Source organism: Kitasatospora sp. NPDC091335 (genome assembly GCF_044757205.1).
Classification (GTDB): Bacteria; Actinomycetota; Actinomycetes; order Streptomycetales; family Streptomycetaceae; genus Kitasatospora.
On record NZ_JBIVUM010000020.1, the window covers coordinates 1 to 18908 of the forward strand.

General features: G+C 75.0%; 19 protein-coding genes. 9 read left to right on the plus strand and 10 right to left on the minus strand.

The features are described from left to right. The first annotated feature begins 301 nt into the window (after window positions 1–301). Window positions 302–1231, plus strand: a complete 930-nt coding sequence (locus tag ACIQOW_RS32350; RefSeq protein WP_401090963.1) for a proline dehydrogenase family protein — start codon at window positions 302–304, stop codon at window positions 1229–1231. Between the two features lie 257 nt (window positions 1232–1488). Continuing rightward, window positions 1489–2181 (plus strand): RraA family protein, encoded by a 693-nt coding sequence (locus ACIQOW_RS32355; RefSeq protein WP_401090965.1) that lies wholly within the window; start codon window positions 1489–1491, stop codon window positions 2179–2181. 161 nt (window positions 2182–2342) lie between these two features. Here the strand turns inward: ACIQOW_RS32355 and ACIQOW_RS32360 are convergent, their stop codons facing one another. The 3 genes from ACIQOW_RS32360 to ACIQOW_RS32370 all read right to left on the minus strand — a co-directional run bounded on the left by ACIQOW_RS32360 (window position 2343) and on the right by ACIQOW_RS32370 (window position 6285). After that, window positions 2343–3308, minus strand: coding sequence for an SGNH/GDSL hydrolase family protein (locus ACIQOW_RS32360; protein ID WP_401090967.1), 966 nt, complete (start codon window positions 3306–3308; stop codon window positions 2343–2345). A 124-nt stretch (window positions 3309–3432) separates the two neighbouring features. Continuing rightward, entirely contained in the window at window positions 3433–4800 is a 1368-nt protein-coding gene (locus tag ACIQOW_RS32365; protein ID WP_401091250.1) for a TerD family protein, read from the minus strand. Between the two features lie 171 nt (window positions 4801–4971). After that, window positions 4972–6285 carry a hypothetical protein gene (locus tag ACIQOW_RS32370; protein WP_401090969.1) on the minus strand — a complete coding sequence of 438 codons (1314 nt, stop codon included), beginning with the start codon at window positions 6283–6285 and terminating at the stop codon, window positions 4972–4974. Window positions 6286–6613: 328 nt separating this feature from the next. On the opposite strand from ACIQOW_RS32370, the gene ACIQOW_RS32375 reads away from it, so the two are divergent. Continuing rightward, a complete protein-coding gene (locus tag ACIQOW_RS32375) occupies window positions 6614–7117 on the plus strand; it encodes an SsgA family sporulation/cell division regulator (protein WP_401090971.1) in 504 nt (167 codons plus the stop codon). A 75-nt stretch (window positions 7118–7192) separates the two neighbouring features. On the opposite strand, the gene ACIQOW_RS32380 is transcribed toward ACIQOW_RS32375, so the two are convergent. The 3 genes from ACIQOW_RS32380 to ACIQOW_RS32390 form a co-directional block, all read right to left on the minus strand. Further along, complete coding sequence (locus ACIQOW_RS32380) at window positions 7193–8629, minus strand: GAF domain-containing protein (RefSeq protein WP_401090973.1); 1437 nt, start codon at window positions 8627–8629, stop codon at window positions 7193–7195. 181 nt (window positions 8630–8810) lie between these two features. Continuing rightward, window positions 8811–10016, minus strand: a complete 1206-nt coding sequence (locus ACIQOW_RS32385; RefSeq protein WP_401090975.1) for a M48 family metalloprotease — start codon at window positions 10014–10016, stop codon at window positions 8811–8813. Beyond that, on the minus strand, window positions 10013–10444 hold the full coding sequence (locus ACIQOW_RS32390) for a BlaI/MecI/CopY family transcriptional regulator (RefSeq protein ID WP_401090977.1): 432 nt from the start codon (window positions 10442–10444) through the stop codon (window positions 10013–10015). The genes ACIQOW_RS32385 and ACIQOW_RS32390 overlap by 4 nt, the downstream gene beginning before the upstream one ends. Before the next feature lie 114 nt (window positions 10445–10558). Here ACIQOW_RS32390 and ACIQOW_RS32395 point away from each other — a divergent pair, with 114 nt between their 5' ends. The 5 genes from ACIQOW_RS32395 to ACIQOW_RS32415 all read left to right on the plus strand — a co-directional run bounded on the left by ACIQOW_RS32395 (window position 10559) and on the right by ACIQOW_RS32415 (window position 14604). Continuing rightward, complete coding sequence (locus ACIQOW_RS32395) at window positions 10559–11227, plus strand: DedA family protein (RefSeq protein WP_401090979.1); 669 nt, start codon at window positions 10559–10561, stop codon at window positions 11225–11227. Further along, a complete protein-coding gene (locus tag ACIQOW_RS32400; protein ID WP_401090981.1) occupies window positions 11227–11895 on the plus strand; it encodes a phosphatase PAP2 family protein in 669 nt (222 codons plus the stop codon). The genes ACIQOW_RS32395 and ACIQOW_RS32400 overlap by 1 nt, the downstream gene beginning before the upstream one ends. A 181-nt stretch (window positions 11896–12076) precedes the next feature. Then, window positions 12077–12592 carry a pyridoxamine 5'-phosphate oxidase family protein gene (locus ACIQOW_RS32405; protein ID WP_401090983.1) on the plus strand — a complete coding sequence of 172 codons (516 nt, stop codon included), beginning with the start codon at window positions 12077–12079 and terminating at the stop codon, window positions 12590–12592. 204 nt (window positions 12593–12796) lie between these two features. Then, the gene (locus ACIQOW_RS32410) at window positions 12797–13918 is read left to right on the plus strand and encodes a TIGR03364 family FAD-dependent oxidoreductase (protein WP_401090985.1); all 1122 of its coding nucleotides are present in this window, start codon (window positions 12797–12799) and stop codon (window positions 13916–13918) included. Window positions 13919–13929: 11 nt separating this feature from the next. Further along, window positions 13930–14604, plus strand: coding sequence for a phosphonatase-like hydrolase (locus ACIQOW_RS32415; RefSeq protein WP_401090987.1), 675 nt, complete (start codon window positions 13930–13932; stop codon window positions 14602–14604). Between the two features lie 88 nt (window positions 14605–14692). On the opposite strand, the gene ACIQOW_RS32420 is transcribed toward ACIQOW_RS32415, so the two are convergent. From ACIQOW_RS32420 to ACIQOW_RS32435, 4 genes are all read right to left on the minus strand, one after another. After that, complete coding sequence (locus ACIQOW_RS32420; RefSeq protein WP_401090989.1) at window positions 14693–15322, minus strand: hypothetical protein; 630 nt, start codon at window positions 15320–15322, stop codon at window positions 14693–14695. Beyond that, window positions 15319–15990 (minus strand): hypothetical protein, encoded by a 672-nt coding sequence (locus ACIQOW_RS32425; RefSeq protein ID WP_401090991.1) that lies wholly within the window; start codon window positions 15988–15990, stop codon window positions 15319–15321. Before ACIQOW_RS32425 ends, ACIQOW_RS32420 begins: the two co-directional genes overlap by 4 nt. Beyond that, complete coding sequence (locus ACIQOW_RS32430; RefSeq protein ID WP_401090993.1) at window positions 15983–16126, minus strand: hypothetical protein; 144 nt, start codon at window positions 16124–16126, stop codon at window positions 15983–15985. The genes ACIQOW_RS32425 and ACIQOW_RS32430 overlap by 8 nt, the downstream gene beginning before the upstream one ends. A gap of 175 nt (window positions 16127–16301) precedes the next feature. Next, window positions 16302–16793, minus strand: coding sequence for a hypothetical protein (locus tag ACIQOW_RS32435; RefSeq protein WP_401090995.1), 492 nt, complete (start codon window positions 16791–16793; stop codon window positions 16302–16304). A gap of 638 nt (window positions 16794–17431) precedes the next feature. Here ACIQOW_RS32435 and ACIQOW_RS32440 point away from each other — a divergent pair. Continuing rightward, entirely contained in the window at window positions 17432–18856 is a 1425-nt protein-coding gene (locus ACIQOW_RS32440; RefSeq protein WP_401090997.1) for a sulfatase, read from the plus strand. Window positions 18857–18908: the final 52 nt, after the last annotated feature.

Consider the following 18908-nt stretch of genomic DNA (forward strand, 5'->3'; position numbering starts at 1 on the left):
GCGCCAAGCAGAACCTGGCGCGCTGGACCTCCACCCGCTCGGTCAAGGAGACCTTCGTCCCGCCGACGGACTACCGCTACCCGCACATGGGCTGACCAGCCCCACCGACCAGCCGGCTCGTCCAGTAGCCACCGGTCACCCGCGACGCCCGGTCCCGCAGCCGGGCGTCGCCCCGCCGGGGCGGCGGTCCGCCCACCCGTCGCGCGCCGCCACCCTTCCCGGGACGCGCCGCGCGCGGCACCCGGATACCGCCGCCCCGGCCCTTCTGCCACCCTTGGAAACACCAGCACCAGGAGTCACGATGCTCCGTTCCGCCCTTCTCGCGGCCTCCCGGTCCCCGCAGGTCCGCACCGTGGTCGAGAAGTTCCCGCCGACCCACGCGATAGTCGAGCGCTTCGTCGCCGGCGACGTCCTCGACGACGCGGTGACCGCCACCGACGACCTGATCGCCACCGATCGCAAGGTCACCCTGGACCACCTCGGCGAGGACACCCAGGACGCCGCCCAGGCCGCCGGCACCGCCGAGGCCTACGAGCACCTGCTCAAGGCCCTCAAGGAGACCGGCCTCGCGGCCGGTGCCGAGGTGTCGGTCAAGCTGTCGGCCGTCGGCCAGTTCCTCCCGGTGGACGGCGAGAAGATCGCGCTGGAGAACGCCCGCCGCATCTGCGAGGCCGCCGCCGACGCGGGCACCACGGTGACCCTCGACATGGAGGACCACACCACCACCGACTCCACCCTCGCCATCGCGCGCGAGCTGCGGGCGGACTTCCCCTGGCTGGGCGTCGTCCTCCAGGCCTACCTGCGCCGCACCGAGGCCGACTGCCGCGAGTTCTCCGGCCCCGGCTCCCGGGTGCGCCTGTGCAAGGGCGCCTACAAGGAGCCCGAGTCGGTGGCCTTCCAGGGCAAGCACGAGGTGGACCTCGCGTACGTCCGCGCCCTGAAGGTCCTGATGGCGGGCGAGGGCTACCCGATGATCGCCTCGCACGACCCCAACATGATCAAGATCGCCGGCCAGCTGGCCCAGTGGAACGGCCGCAAGCGGGACTCCTTCGAGTACCAGATGCTGTTCGGCATCCGTCCCGAGGAGCAGCTGCGCCTCGCCGGCGAGGGCAACACGATGCGCGTGTACCTCCCGTACGGCCAGGAGTGGTACGGCTACTTCATGCGCCGCCTCGCCGAGCGTCCGGCCAACCTGACCTTCTTCCTGCGCGCCATGGCCACCCGCGGCTGACCCGGCGCCCACGAACTGCGGCCCGCACCCCTGACGGGGGGTGCGGGCCGTCGGCGTCAGCGGGAACGGCCGTCAGAGGAACGGTTTGGCGTCGGGCCCGAAGCCGAAGGGCGCCGGGACCTTCGGATGGCCGTCACGCTGATCGCCGCTCGGCCGGGCTGTGCCGTATGCGGCGGAGTTTCACTCGATGGTGTGAGTTTGAGACCTGCCATAGGATTCCGTGCTGGTGAACTGGCCTTTCGACGGGAGGAGTCGGGATGCTGAGGGCTTTCGCGGAGCTGTCCACGCCGCTGGTGGCGGACGCCTGTGTGCGGCTCGGGGTCGGGCCGCGGGTGGCGCCGGTGGGTGTCGCGTCGGTGGTGGCCGGGGCCAGGGTGGCGGGGCGGGTGCTGCCGGTGCGTCACTACGGGAGCGTGGACGTGTTCCTGGAGGCGTGCGGGACTGCCGCGGCCGGGGACGTGCTGGTGGTCGACAACGGCGGGCGGACCGACGAGGCCTGCATCGGGGACCTCGCGGTGCTGGAGGCGCGGGCCGCCGGGGTGGCCGGGATCGTGGTGTGGGGGCTGCACCGGGACACCCCCGAGCTGCTGGAGATCGGGCTGCCGGTGTTCAGCTACGGCGCGCTGCCGCTCGGCCCGGTGCGGCTGGACGACCGGGAGCCGGCGGCGCTGCTGACGGCGAAGTTCGGGCCGCACCCGGTGAGCGCCGGGGACGTGGTGTTCGCCGACCCGGACGGGGTGCTGTTCGTCCCCGCCGACCGGGTCGCGGAGGTGCTGGAGACGGCCGGCGCGATCGCCGGGACCGAACGCGCGCAGGCCGGGCGGATCGCCGCCGGGGACACGCTGCGCCGGCAGACCGCCTTCGACGAGTACCTGGAGCGCCGCGCCGCCGACCCGGCGTACAGCTTCCGGCAGCACCTGCGGCGGGTCGGCGGGGCGATCGAGGAGTAGGCCGGCCGGTCAGAGCCGGCGGTACATGACGTGCGGGCCGACGTAGCCGTCCACCGGTTGGAGGAAGGCCTCGGGGACGGTGCCGACGACCTCGAAGCCGAGCGACTCGTACGGTTCCGCCGGGCCGGCCCGCCGGCCCGGGTGCGGGGGCTGCCCTGGTCTCAGCCGCCGAGGACGGCGTCCTCGACCAGGGCGGCGGTGTGCGCCTGGCCGGTGGCGTTGGGGTGCACCACCGCGTACCTGAGGGGGAGGACGCTGGTCAGCACGCCGTCCAGCCAGTGGTCGGCGTCGCAGACGCTGTGGCCCGCGCTGGCGGGGTAGAGGTCCACGAAGGAGTCGCCGTGGGCGGCGGTGACCCGGGCGATGAGCGCGTCGAGCGGCTCCACGAGCGCGGTGCGGGTCCAGGCCAGGTCGCCGGTGGTGAAGGTGCCGAACTGGAGGGGGTTGCCGTACCGGCAGAGGGCGGCGTTCTCGGGGACGAGGTGCGGATAGCCGACGGTGAGGACCCTGGCGGACGGGGCCTTGGCGTGCAGCGCGTTGAGCATCCGGCCGTAGTCGGCGCGCAACCGGTCGAACCGGCCGGGCAGTTCGGCGTCGAACTTGTCCTTGCAGGGCGTGCCCTGGCCGAGATGGACGGCGCCGAGTTCGATGCAGCTCTTGAGGATCTCGGCGAAGCCGAGGTCGTTGCCGCCGATCCCGACGGTGATCAGGTCGGTGGCCGGGTCGACGGCGTCGATCTGCCGCGGGACGGCCGGGTAGGGGGCGTTCGGGTCGGTGCCGAGCGGCGGGAGCGGGCGGCCGAAGGGGGACTGGGTGCTCACGTCGACGTTGCCGGTGGTGGCGCCGCTGCAACTGACGTTGCGCAGGCCGACCAGGGAGCCCAGGTCGCGGCGGATGATCTCGGGGTAGGACTCGACGGTCCTGGCGCAGCCGTCGCGCGGTGCGGTCTCGTCGCCGGTGGCCTCGATGACCCCGGCGGTGTAGGAGTCGCCGAGGGCCGTCCAGCGGAGCGAGGCGGCGCGGACGCCGGGGCCGGCGGCGGCCTGGGCGGTGGTCGGGGTGATCAGCCCGGCGGCGAGCACCGCCGCGGTGCCGGTGACGGCGAGGCGGGACAGGAAGCGTGGCACGGATCTCCTCCTCGGGTGCGGGGAGGAGCGCGATTCACCCCCCTGAGAGTCAATCGAGCTGCCATGAGGACGACTTGATGCCTCAAAGGGGTGAATCGACGGGCGCGGCCATGACGCCGCGGGGTTACAGCATCGACGCGGCGGGCTCGATCATCGCCCGGGCGGTCTTGCCGTCGACGTACTCGCCGAGCGCCGTCATCTCCCACTCGCCGCCGGGGCGGCGGACCAGCTTGCACATCACCACGCCGGTGTGCGGCTCGGAGTTGGTGAGGTCGAAGCGGACCAGTTCCTCCTCCGTCCGGGCGTCCAGCAGACGGCAGTAGGCGTCGCGCACGTCGGTGAACTTCTGGCCGGAGAAGGAGTTCACGACGAAGACCAGCCCGTGGACGTCGGCCGGCAGGCCCTCCAGGTGGACGGTGATCACCTCGTCGTCGCCGCCCTCGCCGCCGACCAGGTTGTCGCCGGAGTGGGAGATCGCGCCGTTGAAGATGTTCAGCTTCATGAACCAGGCCGTCTCCAGCCGCTTGTGCCGGGCGTCGAAGGCGAGGCACGAGGCGTCCAGGTCGACGGAGCGGCCGCGGGCGGCGGACTTCCAGCCGAGGGCCATCCGGATCGAGGAGAGGAACGGGCGGCCGTTCTTGACCAGGGAGACCGAGCTGCCCTTGACCAGGCTGACCCGGCCCTTGTCCAGGGTGATCTTGGCGGGCGCGGCCGGGGCCGGCGGCGCGGTGGGCGCCGGGGGAACCGCGGGCGGAGCCGGGACGGCGGTCTGACCGGTGGCGAGGGCGATCCGCGGGTCGACGGGGGAGGCGGCGGGCGAGGGCGGGGCGACCGGGCGGGTGGGGAGGTGGAGGGTCCGCTCCACCGGGGCCGGCGGCGCGGCCGGGGCCGCCGGGGGCACGGGAGCCGGCGGGGCCACGGGAGCCGGCGCTGCGACCGGGGGCTCGGGGGCCGGCGGCGCGACCGGCGCGGCGGCGGCCCGGGCGGCCGGGGCGGGGGAGTCCTCGACGGTGACGCCGAAGTCGGTGGCGATGCCCGCGAGGCCGTTGGCGTAGCCCTGGCCGACCGCGCGGACCTTCCAGGCGCCGTTGCGCAGGTAGACCTCGACCACGATGAGCGCGGTCTCCAGACCCAGCCGGGGCGGGGTGAAGGTGACCAGGACCTCGCCGGTGTCGGCGTCGCGGACGGTGGCCGTGGGCTCCGTCCCGGCGAACGTGGAGACCTGGTCGGCGGGGCTCGCGGTGACCACGATCTTGGTGATGCCGGCCGGGACGGCCCGGGTGTCGACGGTGATCGCGTCGGGGGTGCCGGCGGCGGCCGGGCGGTGACTGACACCGGGGCCGTCCGGGGCGTTGAAGAAGACGAAGTCGTCGTCCGAGCGGACCTTTCCGGCATCGGTCAGCAGCAGGCCGGAGACGTCCAGCGCCTTGGGCGCGCTGACCTCGACGGTCACTCGCGCGGCGGTCAGCGGTGCGTTGCCGCCTTGGGTCAGGACGGTGGACACGGACTCCTCCTCGGGTGCGGAACGACGGCCCGGCCGGGGCCCGTGGGGGCGCCGGGCCGGGTGCTGCCCACAGTAACGAACGAGGGTACGGGGATGCGCCCGTCCGGAGCGGTCGACTGTCGGATCGTCGGACTGCCGCAACGTCCGGCCGTCGGCAGGTCAGCGCACCGCGGTGGCCGCCGGGACACCGGGCGTCCGCGGCTCGGCGGACGTCGGTGGCACGGGCCCGAAGGAGCCGAGCGCGGCCACCGCCCGGGGGTGGTCGAGGGCGAAGGCGGAGACGCTCCAGTTCTCCGTCAGGGCCTGCTTGCGCACCGCGCCGGGGTCGACGGCCGGACGGGCGCCGCGGACGTCGAAGGTGTAGTGGCCGGGCCGGACGTCGGTGCCGGGCGGGGTGGTGAAGCGGTAGACCAGGGTGCCGCGCTCCTGCTGGACGGTCACCACGGCGCCCGGAAGGTCGGTCCAGGCGGTGCCGGCACCGGGGGCCGAGTCGCCGGGGGCGAGCCGGAATTCGGTTTGGAAGGCGGTGACGGGCTCGGTCGTGGTGAGGGTGAGCCGGTGCCGCAGGCCGTCCCGGCCGAGCGGGCCGACCCGGCCGGCGCCGGACAGCGCGTGGTCGGAGTCCGGGGTGATCCTGCGGGCGCCGACGCCGACGCCGACGCCGACGCCGACGCCGGGGCCGGGGCCGAGGCCGTCGACCGGGGCGCCGTCGATCGAGGCGTCGGCGACGCCGTCGGTGACCGGCAGGCCGGGGGTGGGCGGCGGCAGCGGGCGGGCCGGTGCGGACGGTGCGGTGGGCGCGGTGGGCCGTACCCCGGGGGCGATCGGCTCCTGCGCCGGGGCCGGGCGCCCGGGGGCGGGCTGACCGGTGCCGGGAGCCTGGGCGAAGGGGGAGGGCGAGGGTGAGGACCTGGCCGGTGCGGGCGTACCCGGTTCGGAGCCGGCGAGCTGGGTGCCGGAGGGCGGCGTGCCCTGCCCGCCCGCGGTCTGGCCGCTCGAGGTCTGCCCGGCCGAGGCCTGGCCGCCCGGTCGGGGCGTGCCCGGGCCCGCCGGGCGGGTCGCGGGCGGGGTGGCCGCCACCGGCGCGGCCACCGAGGGGCGCGAGGAGGGGCGCGAGGAGGGGCGCGAGGAGGGGCGCGTCGAGGGCCGGCCCGCGGTCGGCCCGCCGGACGCGGGGTCGTCGGTCCGGGGCTGCGCCGAGACCGCTTCGGCCTCGTCGGTGGCGCCCGGACTGGGCGGCGGGGTGGAGCCGACCCGGGCGACGCCGGCCCGGCGGCCGATCCCCTGCTGCTCGTTGAGCAGCAGGGTGGTGGCGATGCTGATGCCGACCACGGTGGACATCGCCATCGCGGCGCCGGAGAAGCGCAGGGTGGGCAGCCTGAACCGGCCGCCGAACGGGCCGGACCGGCCGTGCCGGCCGTGTCGTGCGGGCTCGTGCTGCACGTCTCGCGCGGTGTCCTCCCGCACAGCCACCGGACCCCTCCCTCCCCGAAGTCGCCGTCGCGTCGCCGTATTCTCCCACGCGTCGCCGCCGGGGCCGGCTCCCGGCCGCCGAGGCCGGTTTCCGCGGCGGGCCCGCGCCGGGAGAGCGAGAGCGTACCAGCGGGTGACCGACCCCTGGACGGATTCCATCCACTTCGTGGACACCCGTTCGACGTGCGGAAGTTGACGTTCCGTCCGACAAGCGCGGTAAGGGGCGGTCGCCCCGGACGGGGATTATTGCAACCCCCTTGCAACCCTTGCCCGGCTGGCCCGGGTGACGCAGGCTGAGGGCATCCCAAGCCGTCCCGGAGAGACCGTCATGCCGCCCGACCCGCTGTCCGCAGCCTCCAGTGCACCCCTCGCCGCCACCCCCACGGGCGGCGATGGGGACGGCTCCACCGCCGCTCCGGCGGCGGTGGAGGAGGAGGTGCTGATGCTGCGGATCTCGCTGGGCGAGGAGGTGGTCGGCGAGGTGCGCACCCGGTTCCGGTTCGAGGCCGCGCGCCCGTACGAGGTGCTGCTGACCTTCCATCTGGGACGACCGGACGAGGCCGACTGGGTGTTCTCGCGCGAGCTGCTGCGGGACGGCCTGCGCGCGCTGAGCGGCCAGGGCGACGTCAAGCTGTGGCCGGCGTACTGCCCGTGCCATGGCGCGACGCTGCACCTGGCGCTCGAATCCCCGCACGGCAGCGCCCTGTTGGAGGCCTCCAAGCCCCGGGTGCAGGCCTGGCTGGACCGCACCTACGCGCTGGTCTCCGAACACCAGGAACGCCACTGCGGCCCCACCGACGCCGAGCTGACGGCGCTGCTCGCCGACGGCTGAGACCGACGGCCGGGACCGACGGCCGGGACCGGGGGCCGAGGCGGGCCCCCGGGACGCCCGGCCGGGCGCCACCGGTCAGTGGCGCTCCGGCGACCCGACGGCCCTCGGCGGCGGGAGGCCCGGCGCGCCGGGCAGCCGGGCCGCCCCCGCGGCCAGCGCCGCCCGCAGCCGCCGGACGGCCGGGGCCGAGGAGGCGGGCAGCAGGTCGTACGGGTCGTCCGGCCCGTCCACGGTGACCAGCACCGACTCGGTGATCCGGTACGGCCGGTGGGCCAGCAGCCCGCCCAGGTAGCGGCGCAGCCGGGACAGCTCGGCGCGGACCGTCACCGTCCGGCCCGCGTCGCCGAACAGCGCCTCGGCGAGCTGGGCGGCGGTGCTGCCCTCGCGCCCGGTGGCGAGCAGGAGCAGCAGTTCGGCGTGGCGCGGGCTGAGCGGGTGGGACCAGCTGTCGGCCGCGCCACGGACGGACAGTTCGGGGCGGTCCGGGCGGCGCAGGTCGAGCCGCAGGTGGGCGCCCTCGGCCTGTTCGGCGGTCACCGTGCCGGAGCCGTCCTCCTCGGGCGGCCGCACCGGCCGCACCAGCCAGCCGTCGGCGAGCGGTTCCAGCACGCACTCGCCGAGGCCCGGCACCCATTGCACGGTGGCCGGGGTCCAGCCCTCGCTGGGCACCCGCAGTCTGGTGGGCGGCGGCAGCCCGGCCGCGGCGGCGGTCCACCCGGCCGCGTCCACCACCAGCGCGGGGCCGCCGACCCGGGCGAGCAGCGGGGCGGCCAGGGAGCGCAGCTGGTGCAGCGCCTCCAGGCGGTGGGCGCGCAGCTCGGTCTCGGCGAGCCGGGCCGCGGTGGCGGTGAGCTGGAGCAGGTACGGGCGGACGCTGTGCGCGGGGCCGCTCAGGTTGATGGCGCCGACCAGCCGGCCGGTGCCCGGGTCGCGCACCGGCGCGGCCACGCAGGTCCAGGAGTGGTGACTGCGCAGGTAGTGCTCGGCGGAGTGGACGTGCATCGGGCGCCGGGCGCGCAGGGCGACCGCGATGCCGTTGGTGCCGACGCTCTCCTCGATCCAGCGGGCGCCGGTGGTGAAGCCGATCCGGTCGGCGCTGCGGCGCAGGCCGCGTTCGCCCTCCTGCCAGAGCACGTGTCCCTCGGTGTCGGCGACGGACAGCAGCAGCGGGGCCGCGCCGCCGTCCTCCAGCAGGGTCTCGCGCAGCACCGGCAGGACGGTGTCGAGCCCGCTGGTGCGGCGGCGCTGTTCTATTTCGGCGGGGCCCAGCAGGACGGTGGCGGCGCCGGTGTCGGGGTCGAGGCCGAGGCGGCGCAGCCGGGCCCAGGAGTCGCAGATCTCGGGGCGGGGTTCGAGCAGGCCGGGGCCGCCGCCCTCCTCGGCCAGGGCGGGAGCGGTCAGTTCCCGGGCGGCGGCGTCGGCGAGGGTGCGTTCGTGGACCTTGGCCAGCTCCGCCGCGGTCGGCGGGGTGCGGCGCTCTGGTCGTCGGGACTGCCGTCCGGTCTGCCGCACTCGCGTTGCTCCTCGCCGCCGTTCGAGGACGCGTCGGGGCCGACGCGCTGACGAAAGCGTACGGCCGACGTGGGCGGCTGGGGATGGGGTCGGGCAAGTCGGCATACCGGGCGGTACGGAAACGCGGCCCCGGCGTCGCCCGGCTGACGGGAGGCCGGGGCCGGGCCGGCGGCGGGCGGGGTCAGCGCTGCGCGCCGGTGCCCTGCTGGGCCGCTTCCACGGTGTGGTGCAGGTCGGCGGTGGCCTCCAGGGAGGCGCCGGTGCTCAGTGCCAGGCAGGCGGCCAGGGCCACGGCGGCGGCCCGCAGCCAGGTGCCGGGGGCGGTGGCCGGGCGGGGGCGGAGCAGCGCGGCGACCCGCCGAGGGACCGGGCCCGAGTGGGCGGCGGCGACCAGCCGGGGCCGGGCCGGCCAGGGGGAGCGGTTCGCGGCGAGGGCGGCCCGGCCGACCGCGCGGGCGGTCACGGCGCGGTCGCCGACCCGGGCCGCGGCCACCTCGTCGGCCCAGCGCTCCAGGTGGTAGCCGAGCGGGGCGCGCAGCCCGCGGAGCGCGGGGTGGATGCCGGCGGCGTGCTCGGCGAGGGCGAGGAAGAGGTGGTGGCGGGCGGTCAGGTGGGCCCGTTCGTGGGCGAGCAGGGCGGCGCGCTCGGGGCCGGTGAGGGCCCGCAGCATGCCGGAGGTGACCACGATCCGGCCTGGCTCGCCCGGCCGGCCCGGTCGGCCGGGGCGGCCGGGCAGCGCGAAGGCGTCGGCGCGCTCGTCGTCCAGCACGGTGAGCGGGTGGTCGGCGGGGCGGCGCAGCGTGCCGGCCCGGCGCGGCGTGGTGGGGCGGAACAGGGCAGCGGCCCGGAGTGCTGCGGTCGGCCACGCCGAGGGGCGCGCCCGGCGCACGGAGGCTCGCTGGGGGCGCATGTCCGGATTCCGGTCAGGGGAGGGGGCGTGGCCGGGCCGATGCGCGCCGGCCGGGTCCGGGTGCCGGCCGTCGAGCGGCTCCGATCGGAGGTCGAGCGGCTCCGATCGGAGGTCGCCGGACGGGAGCGCGGCCCGGGCGGTGCGCAGCTCCCGCTGCCGCCGGCGGGCGGTGCGCGCCGCCCGCACGACGAGCACGAGGAGCGCCACGGCGGCCAGGACGGCCGCGAACGGCGCGGCGGGCGCGGCCGTGGTGAGCCAGGGCAGCGAGAGGTGGCCGAGGGCGGCGACCGGCGGGAGCCGGAGCAGCCCGGCGGCGGCCAGCAGCCCGAGCGAGCAGAGGGTGCCGCCCGCCAGAACGGCGGCGCTGCCGGCCAGCGTCCAGGCGGCGGCCCGCGGCGGCAGCGCCTCGGCGAGTCGGCGGGCCAGGGGGACGGCGAGGAAGGGCAGCAGCAGCGGGACCCAGACGGCGAGCATCATCGGCCGGTCGCTCCCCCCGGCGTGCCCGCACCCGGCGTGCCCGGTGCGTCCGCCTCCGGGCTGCTGTCGCCGAGCAGTTCGCGCAGCAGCTGCTCGTCCTCGGTGGAGAGGTCGGAGACGAAGCGGGCCAGCACGGTGGAGCGGTCGGCCTCGCGGCCGAGCTCGGTGTGCATCCGGCGGGCGGCGAGGCCGGCGGTGTCCTGGACGGTCGGGGTGTAGGCGTAGGCGCGGCCGGCCCGGGTGCGCTCGACCGTCCCCTTGTCGAAGAGCCGGGCCAGGATCGTCGCGATGGTGGTGCGGGCGAGGTCCCCGCCGAGCGCGGCCTGGACGTCCTGCGGCGTCATCGGCTGCCGGGCCGACCAGAGGGCGGCCAGTACCTCGGCCTCCAGCTCCCCGGCGGGCCGGCGGGCGGACGGTACGTCGGGCATGGCGGCGCTTCCTCCAGGTTTCGTCTACAGTCATGTAGACCGTCTACGTTAATGTAGACGGTCGGGGTGGTTCCCGTGCGGGCCGCCCTCCAACGTACGGGAGGTTCGCCGGCCTTGCTCCAGTTCCCCGTCGATCCGGCCGTTCACCTCGCGGTGAACCCGCTGGACGCGTCCTCACTGCTCGCCGCGTTCGGCGCGCTCGGCATCGCCGTGGTGCTGTTCGCCGAGACCGGTCTGCTGGTGGGCTTCTTCCTGCCCGGCGACTCGCTGCTGTTCACCGCCGGGCTGCTCTGCGTGCCCGGCGCCACCGGCGGCCCGCGGCTGGAGCTGTGGCAGGTGCTGCCCGCCGCCCTGGTGGGCGCGCTCGGCGGGGCCCAGGTCGGCTACCTGATCGGCCGGCGCGGCGGCCGGGCGCTGCTGCGCCGGACCAGGCGCAGGAGCCTGCTGGACGGCGTGGCGCGGGCCGAGGAGCTGCTGACCAGGTACGGCCACGGCAAGGCGATCGTGCTCGCCCGGTTCATCCCGGTGGTCCGTACGGTGCTGAATCCGCTCTGCGGCGTACTCGAAGTGCCGGTCCGCTCGTTCACCCTCTGGCAGGTGGCCGGAGGCGTGGTCTGGACGGTCGGCGTGGTGCTCGCCGGGTACGCGCTCGGTTCGTCCGTCCCCGGTATCGACCAGTACCTGCTGCCGATCATCGGTCTGGTAGTAGTTGTCTCCGTGTTCCCCATTGTTCTCGAACTGTTCCGCGCCCGTAAGGCGCGACGTCACGGAGGTGACGCTTGATGCCCTCCAGGGCGCTCGCCGTGTACGACGGCAGCGGTATCGACGGCGGCCTGTACACCCGGGTCAACGAGTGGGCGCAGTCGGCGCCGCACTGGCTGGACGAGCTGATCAAGGTCTGGTCCGCGCTGGGCCTCGGACTGTTCGCGGTCTTCATGCTCTACGCCTGGTGGCGGGCGCGCGGCGCGGACTCGGCGGTGATGGCCAGGGTGCTGGCCTCGCCGGTGATCGTGGTCGTCGCGTACGGCCTCAACTCGGTGCTCAAGAGCGCCGTCGAGGAACTCAGGCCGTGCGCCCAGATCCCCGGCAGTGTCGCGCTGGAGACCTGCCCCGGTGCCGGGGACTGGTCCTTCCCGAGCAACCACTCGGTGATCGCCTTCGCCGCCGCGGCCTCGCTCTGGTTCGTCGACCGCCGGCTCGGCTGGGTGGCCGGCCTCTTCGCGGTGCTGATGGCCGCCTCCCGGGTCTGGGTCGGGGTGCACTACCCGCACGACGTGGCGGTGGGCGCGCTGGCCGGGATGCTGGTCGCGGTGGTGCTGGCGCCGCTCGCGGGGCGCTGCGGGCCGCTGGTGGACCGGATGCGGGCGGGTGCGCTGCGGCCGCTGCTCGGTCCCGGGGAAGTGCCGCTGGTCGGGCACGGTCACTCGGTGTACGGGGTGCAGCGGCACTGAGCCGGGCCGCGGCCGCGGCCCCGGAAGTCGTCGCCATTCCGTAGTCCGCCCGGCCCTTGTCCGGTTTCGGACGGCGGGTGGAGCATGTGAGCCGGGCGTGGAGCCTCCCGAGGGGGCGCCCGCCCGGCTCAGTCGTGCTCGGGCGCGCGGGCGCCGGGCGTGCCAGCGGAGGGAGTGCCGAATGCCGTACCGACTCGACATCACGCAGGGGGACTGGCCGGGCGACCTGCTGGACAAGGGGGTCGAGGGGCTGCTGGCGGAGGCCATGGTGCTCACCCTCGCCACCGCGGGCCACGAACACGGGCCGCACGCCAACCTGGCCTTCTTCGCCTACGACGACGACCTCGTCCTCTACTTCGTCAGCGAGCGCTCCACCCGGCACAGCCACCACCTGGCCGAGGAGGCCAGGGCCGCCGCCACGGTCTTCCTGCCGCCGCCGGTCTTCGGCGAGCAGCTGCGCGGCCTCCAGCTGACCGGCGGCGCGGGCGAGGCCTGGGGGCGGCAGGCCGAGGCGGCGCTGGCGGCGTACCGGGGCCGGTACCCGGCCTTCGCGCAGGACGAGGAGACCAGGCGGCAGTTCCTCACCGGGGGCGGGGCGGCGGCGCTCTACCGTTTCCAGGTGGAGGAGCTGACGGCGGTGGACGAGCCGAACTTCGGTCGGCGCAACTACCTGCGGGCGCGGGTGGTCCGTTCGTGACCGGCCGCTGGTGACCGGCTGCTCGTAGCCGTCCTCTCGTGGTCGGCCGTTCCTGTTCGGCCGCTTCTCTTCGGCCGCTTCTGTTCGGCCGCGGCCATCCGGCCGCGATGACTGATCGGGTTGTCTGTACAACTTTTCAGGCGATTCATCTGCGGGACGGCATCCTGACGCCCCTCGGACACCTGGCCGCATCAGCCTGGCCGCATGAGAGTCATCGTCGTAGGAGCGGGCGTGCTGGGCACCATGCACGCCTGGCAGGCAGTCGAACGCGGCCACGAGGTCGTCCACCTGGAGCGCGAGACCGAGGCGCGCGGCGCCTCGGTGCGCAACTTCGGCCTGGTCTGGGTCAGCGGCCGGGCGCAGGGCGAGGAACTCGACACCGCGCTGCGCGCCCGCGAACTGTGGGAGTCCATCGGCGCCCGCGTCCCCGACCTCGGCTTCCGGGCCAACGGATCGCTCACCGCGATCCGCACCGAGGCCGAACTCGCCGTCGCCGAGCAGGCCCTGGCCCTGCCCGACGCCGCCGTCCGCGGCTACCGGCTGCTCGACCCCGAGGAGACCCGCGCCGCCAACCCGGCCCTGCGCGGCAAGCTGCTCGGCGCCCTGTGGTGCGAGCGCGACGCCGCCGTCGAGCCGCGCACCGCCCAGCCCGCGCTGCGCGGGTACCTGGAGTCCACCGGCCGGTACACCTTCCTGCCAGGACGCGAGGTGCGCGAGGTCGTCGGCGAGAACGCCGTCCGCGACGACCACGGCGACGTCCACACCGGTGACCTGGTGGTCCTCTGCACCGGCGCCTGGCTCGGCGGCCTGGTCCGCGAACTCGCCCCCGCCCTGCCGGTCCGCCGGGTCCGGCTCCAGATGATGCAGACCGACCCGCTCGGCGAGACCCTCACCACCTCCGTCGCCGACGGCGACAGCTTCCGCTACTACCCCGCCTTCGCCGGCACCGCCCTGGACCGGCTGCGCGAGACCCAGCCGCAGCCGCCGGTCGCCGCCGAGCACAGGATGCAGCTGCTGATGGTCCAGCGCCGCGACGGCGGACTGACCGTCGGCGACACCCACGAGTACGACCAGCCCTTCGGCTTCGACGTGGTCGAGGACCCGTACGACCACCTGGCGGGCGTCGTCGAGGAGCTGCTCGGCCGCCCGATGCCGAGGATCCGCCGCCGCTGGGCCGGGGTGTACGCGCAGTGCGTCGACTCCACCCGCGTCGTCCACCGCGAGCGCGTGCGCGACGGCGTCTGGCTGGTCACCGGGCCCGGCGGCCGCGGCATGACCTGCTCGCCCGCCATCGCCGAGACCACCGCCGAACTCGCCAACCTGTAAGGAACGTTGCTGTGACTACCGACATCCGTCTGGTCGTGCTCGACATGGCCGGCACCACCGTGGCCGACGACGGCCTGGTCGAGCAGGCCTTCACCGCGGCCGCCGCGAAGCTCGGCGTCGAGGCCGGCAGCCCGGAGTTCGATCCGATGCTGGCCCACGTCCGGGCCACCATGGGCGAGTCCAAGATCTCCGTCTTCCGGCACCTGTTCGGCGAGGAGGAGAAGGCCCGGCTGGCCAACGACGCCTTCGAGGCCGCCTACGACGACCTGGTGGGCGCCGGCCACTGCGCCGCCCTGCCCGGCGCCGCCGAGGCCATCGCCGAACTGCGCGGCCGGGGCCGCAAGGTGGTCCTCACCACCGGCTTCTCCCGGACCACCCAGGACCGCATCCTGGACGCCCTCGGCTGGCAGTCCGTCGCCGACCTCACCCTCTGCCCCGCCGAGGCCGGCCGCGGCCGCCCGTACCCCGACATGGTGCTCACCGCGCTGCTGCGCACCGGCACCGACTCGGTCCGGCAGATCGCGGTGGCCGGGGACACCGGCTACGACATGCTGACCGGCACCAGGGCCGGTGCCTCGATCGTCGCCGGCGTCCTCACCGGCGCCCACGAGGAGGCCAGGCTGCGGGCCGACGGCGCCACCCACGTGCTCGGCTCGATCGCCGAACTGCCCGCCCTGCTGGGCTGATCGGGCACCCCGCACCGGGCGGGCGTCGTGGGACGCCCGCCCGTTCCGCGGCTGACGGCTGACGGCTGACGGTGGCTGGCTGACGGGCTCAGGCGGGCGACGGCCCGGTCCTGCGGACGGACCAGAGCACCGTGCCGTCGATCAGGACGTTGCAGCCGAGGAACAGCAGCAGGGCGGCGGGGGAGTCGGCCTCACCGGGCAGCTTGGGGGCGACCCGCCCGGCCGGATCCATCCGGACGGTGACGACGTCACCGCGCCCGAACCGGCGGGAGTCCTCCGTGAGGGGGCCGCCTGGCACCGCGTCGGCCGACCCCGCCGAGGCCAGGGTGTACACCCGCCCCGAGTCGTGCAGCACATTGGTGACCTCCTCACCGACGACCACGGCCTGCACGGTCCGCCCCGAGCCCAGGATCAGGTTCGCCCAGGCCTCGGTGCCCGCCAGGTAGGCGACGAAGCCGACGGCGGAGACGCCCAGACCCCAGGCGACCGCGTTCTTCCGGAACCGGGGGTCGCCGCCGGTGTCGGGACGCACGGCGAACGCGTACAGCACGACCAGGGGGTAGACCAGCCCCACCACGCCGGCGAGGAACCCGTTGACGTGGACGTCCAGCGCGATGACGCCGACGAGCACCGCGGTGGAGACGGCGATGAGGGCCAGGGCCCCGCCGAGCCGGCGGAGCCCGCTCCGGGTGCCCTCGTCGGACCGGGCGGTGGTCATCCGAAGGCCTTCCGGATGTTGTCCCGCCGCTCGGGCGGCAGGGCGTCGCGCGTCTCGTCGAGCGGTGGGTGGAAGGAGATCCCGCCGATGGCGGCGCCCACCAGGACCGACCAGTCGTCCCAGTGATCCAGGTGCTGGGTGGTGAAGACGACGGCGAGCACGTGGGGGCTCCACGGGTGCGCGAACAGGGCCTCCAGCTGGCGGACGGTCGCGACGCCCGATCCCGGCAGGCCGTAGGCCGTCCCGGACACGGGCACGGCCAGGTCGCGGACGGTCACGGCGGCCCGGCCGAGCGGGAAGTCGAGGACGTCGACGTCGGCGTCCGGCCACGCGGCCGAGAGCTCGGCGGCGACGCGCTGGGGGTAGGTGCCGGGGGCGCCCTGCTCCTGCTCGCGCAGGAACAGGCTGAACATGCCCTGGACGATCCCGCCCTCCTCGGTTTCCACCAGGCAGGTGGAGACGTGGACCGCGCCCTCGCGCAGCTGCGCCTGGAGGGCGAGCTCGGCGGAGACGGCGATGCCGAGCTTCTGCTCCGGACCGGCGCCGGTGAGCGCGTCGAGTCCGTCCACGATCCGGCTCATCCGGTCGCCCGGGTCCTCGGCCAGGTCGATGCCGGTGAACCCCTCCGGCAGGGAGAGCCAGAGCGACGGGGCGGTCGTGTCAGTCATGTCCCACTCCCCAGACGCCGGTGACGAGCGCGCTGCCGCCGCCGAGCAGCGCGGGCAGGATCCGGCCCTTGCCGCTGCCGCCGATGGCGCCTCCGGCACCGTTGAGCGCGGCTGCGCCGCCCGTGGTGTAGTTCACCCCGGCGGTCAGTCCCGGGCTCGGGTTGTCGGACCGGGCGAGCATAGCCCCGGCCGGGACGCCGGTGATCAGTGCCGCCGGGGCCGGGGGCGGATGTTCGCGGGACCTTTACGGGCCGTCGACGCGGTCCTGACGTCGGCGGCCCGGCTCCGGGTGCAACACGTACGAGTGGACCTCAACGGCGCCAGAAGCCACGCTTCTTGGGGGTGACGAGCTGCACCACGGCCGCGACGAACAGTTCGGCGACGGGGGAGGGCCCCGGCCCGTGGTTGAGGTGGTTCCCGGTGGTCCACTCGCCGAGGACGGTGCCGGGGCTGCCGTCGAAGGGGCTGAGCGCGTGCTCCAGGGTCACGTAGCGGACGGCCTTGGCGCCCTTGGGGTGTACGGCGGCGACGAAGTGGGCCTCGGTGGCGCCGGCCGGGGCGGGCAGGGTGACCAGCAGCATGTGGTGGCCGTCGACCGACAGGTGGCGGCAGTCGAGGCCGTGGCCGGACAGGCGGTCCCCGGGCGGCAGGGTGGCGCCCAGGTCGTCCCAGATCTGGGAGACGACGGGCAGCAGACTGCCGCCGTCCGGGGTCGGGGTGGCCACGCGCGGGCCGAACTCCAGCACCTGGCGGGCGAGCTCGCGGTGGACGAAGCGGTAGTGATGGGGCCGGGGGTCCGTCATGGGGGACACCGTAGCGAAGGCCGCGGGCGGCACGACCGGGAGGTCGGCGGCGCCGACTTCCTTTCGCCACCGGCGAGTTGGGGCGATCGGCCGGAGTCGGGCGATCGGCTCCGGCCGGTCGGCGACAGCCGGCCGGGGCGGCCGTGCCCCGCAGGACGCGAGTCCGGTTCGTCGACCGGGGCAATCTGCGGCCGGATATCCGAAACGGCGCGGAAACAAAAGCGCCCAGGTATTGCCAGTGTTCGCCGGTAACTCCTAAAGTCGCACCCATGGCAGCTGGAGAGTTCCTGGCTGCTCGCCGGCACGTCGATTTCGGACGGCTCGCGAGCGCCCTCTGTACGGCCGCTCCGGCGTGAGCCGACGGCGGTCCCCGGTCGGGTGGACGGGGGCCGGCCGTGGCGCGTCGGACCTTCTCGGGGTGGCTCGCACCCGCACTGTTCGTGCAGGTCGACGAGGTTCCCCGGTTCCTTCACAGCGGATCCCCGGTGAGTCGCCATGCCCGTGAATGCTGTCCGGGGTGCGGGCGTGGACGTTCTGCGGGCCGGTGGGCCGCTTCCCCGTGAATGATTCCGGTGCGGTCGGCGGGATTTTCCCGAACGACCGCGGATGGAATTACGGAAAAGCATGGAGGGAATTCAGTGGAAGAGACCAGTGATTCGAGGACGAATGGTTCGCCCGGGGTCGGGCGGCGCGGTTTCCTCGCCGGCGCCGCGGCCGTGGCGGCCGCCGCCGCCACCCCGACGGTGCTCCAGGCGGCCGCGAGTCCGGCCGCCGCGGCCGGCGCCGCCCGGCCCAACATCCTGCTGATCGTCACCGACGACCAGCCCAAGCACACCGAGTGGGCCACCCCGCAGACTGCCGCCTGGCTCAGCGGGCACGGCGTCCGCTTCACCAACGGCCATGTCACCACGCCGCTCTGCGCGCCCTCGCGGTCCTCGGTGTTCTCCGGCCGCCACGCCCACAACCACGGCGTGCGCAACAACGGCGCCTCGTACAGCCTGGACCAGCACACCACCGTCCAGCGCTACCTGCGGCAGGCCGGCTACCGCACCGGGCTCTTCGGCAAGTACCTCAACTCCTGGACGCTCGCGGACAATCCGCCGCACTTCGAGGAGTGGGCGCTGCTCAAGCCCGCGTACGAAAACGCCGACTGGAACATCAACGGCACCGTGCAGACCCTCACCGGCTACACCACCGACATCATCAGGAACCGCACCCTGGCGTTCCTCGACAAGGCCGCCACCGACCCCCGCCCCTGGTTCGCCTACGTCACCCCGTACGCCTCGCACGAACCCAACGTCCCCGCCGCCCGGTACGCGGACACCGTCGTCCCGCCGTGGAACGGGCGGCCCTCGGTGCCCGAAGACGACCGCAGCGACAAGCCCGCCTACATCCGGAACGCCACTGCCACCCTGGCCGACGCCCAAGCGGTGCGCACCCGCCAACTGCGCACCCTGCTCTCCGTCGACGACGCGGTACAGGCGGTCCACGACAAGCTGGCGGCGCTCGGCCAGCTCGACAACACCCTCGTCGTCTACCTCGGGGACAACGGCTACACCTGGGCCGACCACGGCTGGCTCAAGAAGTCCGTGCCCTACTCCCCGGCCCACGAGGTGCCGTTCTACCTGTCCTGGCCGGCCGGCGGGCTCGGCGCGGGCACGGTCGACAACCGGATCGTCGCCAACATCGACGTCGCCCCGACCATCCTCGACGCCGCCGGGATCACGCCCGACACCCCGCAGGACGGCCACTCGCTGCTCACCGCCCACAGCAGGGACCACCTGCTGGTGGAGTGGTGGAAGCAGGGCACGGCGGCGGGCGGCCCGCCCACCTGGTCCTCGTACGTGGCCAAGGGCCGGCAGTACACCGAGTACTACGCGCTGCACACCGACGCCGACGGCGTGGTGTCCGGGACGGGCGAGGTGAAGTTCCGCGAGTACTACGACCTTTCGGCCGACCCGTACCAGCTGACCAACCTGCTCCACCAGGCCACGCCGCAGGAGGAGCAGGCGCTCGACATCCCGGCACTGGCGGCGCAGCTGGCCGCCGACCGGGCGGCCTGACCGACCCGCCGACCGACGGCCCGGGGGCGGTGGCGCACAGCCGCCCCCGGGC

Excerpts from the sequence above, each read along its gene's own strand:
- ACIQOW_RS32350 (WP_401090963.1), top strand. The coding sequence starts at position 302 with ATGCTCCGTTCCGCCCTTCTCGCGGCCTCCCGGTCCCCGCAGGTCCGC.
- ACIQOW_RS32355 (WP_401090965.1), top strand. The coding sequence starts at position 1,489 with ATGCTGAGGGCTTTCGCGGAGCTGTCCACGCCGCTGGTGGCGGACGCC.
- ACIQOW_RS32375 (WP_401090971.1), top strand. The coding sequence starts at position 6,614 with ATGCCGCCCGACCCGCTGTCCGCAGCCTCCAGTGCACCCCTCGCCGCC.
- ACIQOW_RS32385 (WP_401090975.1), bottom strand. The coding sequence starts at position 10,016 with ATGATGCTCGCCGTCTGGGTCCCGCTGCTGCTGCCCTTCCTCGCCGTC.
- ACIQOW_RS32390 (WP_401090977.1), bottom strand. The coding sequence starts at position 10,444 with ATGCCCGACGTACCGTCCGCCCGCCGGCCCGCCGGGGAGCTGGAGGCC.
- ACIQOW_RS32400 (WP_401090981.1), top strand. The coding sequence starts at position 11,227 with ATGCCCTCCAGGGCGCTCGCCGTGTACGACGGCAGCGGTATCGACGGC.
- ACIQOW_RS32405 (WP_401090983.1), top strand. The coding sequence starts at position 12,077 with ATGCCGTACCGACTCGACATCACGCAGGGGGACTGGCCGGGCGACCTG.
- ACIQOW_RS32410 (WP_401090985.1), top strand. The coding sequence starts at position 12,797 with ATGAGAGTCATCGTCGTAGGAGCGGGCGTGCTGGGCACCATGCACGCC.
- ACIQOW_RS32420 (WP_401090989.1), bottom strand. The coding sequence starts at position 15,322 with ATGACCACCGCCCGGTCCGACGAGGGCACCCGGAGCGGGCTCCGCCGG.
- ACIQOW_RS32425 (WP_401090991.1), bottom strand. The coding sequence starts at position 15,990 with ATGACTGACACGACCGCCCCGTCGCTCTGGCTCTCCCTGCCGGAGGGG.
- ACIQOW_RS32435 (WP_401090995.1), bottom strand. The coding sequence starts at position 16,793 with ATGACGGACCCCCGGCCCCATCACTACCGCTTCGTCCACCGCGAGCTC.